Here is a 1,301-nt window from a genome sequence, read left to right as displayed (position 1 = left end):
ATGGCCAGCAATACGAGCAATTGACTGCCGAAATCGAAGCAGTCAGGAAGCAGAAGACGGAGTTGCTAACGAATGCGGACTTGCCGCTGCCGGGGCTTTCCGTCGTGGATGGCGAACTGACGTACAAAGGCCAACGATGGGACAACATGAGCGGATCCGATCAACTGAAGGTAGCTACGGCCATTGTACGCAAACTCAAACCTCAATGTGGATTTGTGCTACTCGACAAGCTGGAGCAGATGGACATGGACTCGCTGCGAGAATTCGGCGAATGGCTCGAACAGGAAGGATTGCAGGCAATCGCCACGCGCGTAAGTACCGGTGATGAGTGCAGTATCATCATTGAGGACGGATATGTCGTTGGTCAGGAAGGTATCACACTGCAGGAAGCAAAGCCGGAAGGCGAAATCAATCCCGGCCCGACATGGAAAGTAGGTGAGTTTTGATCATGTTTGAAGTCATTAGCGGCAAAATCCAGAAGGCCAAAAAGGCCGTGCTGTATGGTCCGGAGGGGATTGGAAAATCCTCTCTGGCCGCTCAATTCCCAAATCCAATCTTCATCGATACAGAAGGATCGACAACCGAGCTGGATGTCAGACGTGTTCCGAGGCCGACAAGCTGGGAAATGCTCAAACAGCAAGTCCAGTGGGTGAAGCAGCAGGGGCCGTCACGCTTCGGTACGCTCGTCATAGACACCATCGACTGGGCAGAGATGCAGTGCAACGAATCGGTTTGTGCTCAGCATAACAAAAAGGGCATTGAGGATTTCGGATATGGAAAAGGATACATTTATGCTGCAGAGGAATTCGGACGTTTTCTGAATCTCCTGAGTGATGTCGTCGAAGCCGGTATTCATGTTGTGCTGACGGCTCACTCGCAGATTGTGAAGTTCGAGCAGCCCGATGAGATGGGTGCCTATGATCGCTATCAATTGAAGCTCGGGGCGAAGACGGGCTCCAGAACGGCGGCGCTGGTCAAGGAATGGGCGGACATGGTGCTGTTCATCAACTACAAGACTTTCAGTGTTGCAGTTGATGACAAAGGCCGTAAACACAAAGGCCAAGGCGGCGCGCGTGTGGTTTATTCCACACATCATCCGGCCTGGGACGCGAAAAACCGCCACGGTCTGCCGGACGAATTCCCGCTGGACTATTCCTATATTGCTCATATCTTTGCCGGTTCTGCTTCGGCTACCACACCAGCGACCGCACCGGCAGCAACAACGCCTGCACCGACGCAAACGCCGCCGGAACCCGGTTCCGCGCCGGTGGAGCAAACGACGGCCACAAACTCGCAACCGA

Annotated in this window: 2 protein-coding genes; both read left to right on the top strand. The window is 53.8% G+C overall.

Features of this window, described 5'->3' with window-relative positions:
• Window positions 1-446: hypothetical protein (locus tag HR086_RS46900; protein WP_217442243.1), on the top strand; the 446-nt coding region annotated here is incomplete at its 5' end.
• Window positions 447-448: 2 nt separating this feature from the next.
• Window positions 449-1,301, top strand: an 853-nt coding sequence (locus HR086_RS46895; protein WP_174468916.1) for an ATP-binding protein, incomplete at its 3' end; no start/stop codon positions are given.

Source organism: Myxococcus sp. CA039A (genome assembly GCF_013336645.1).
In the GTDB taxonomy this organism is placed as follows: Bacteria; Myxococcota; Myxococcia; order Myxococcales; family Myxococcaceae; genus Myxococcus; species Myxococcus llanfairpwllgwyngyllgogerychwyrndrobwllllantysiliogogogochensis.
The sequence above is the reverse complement of the archived record's forward strand: the minus strand, read 5'-3'. Positions and strand labels throughout refer to the sequence as shown.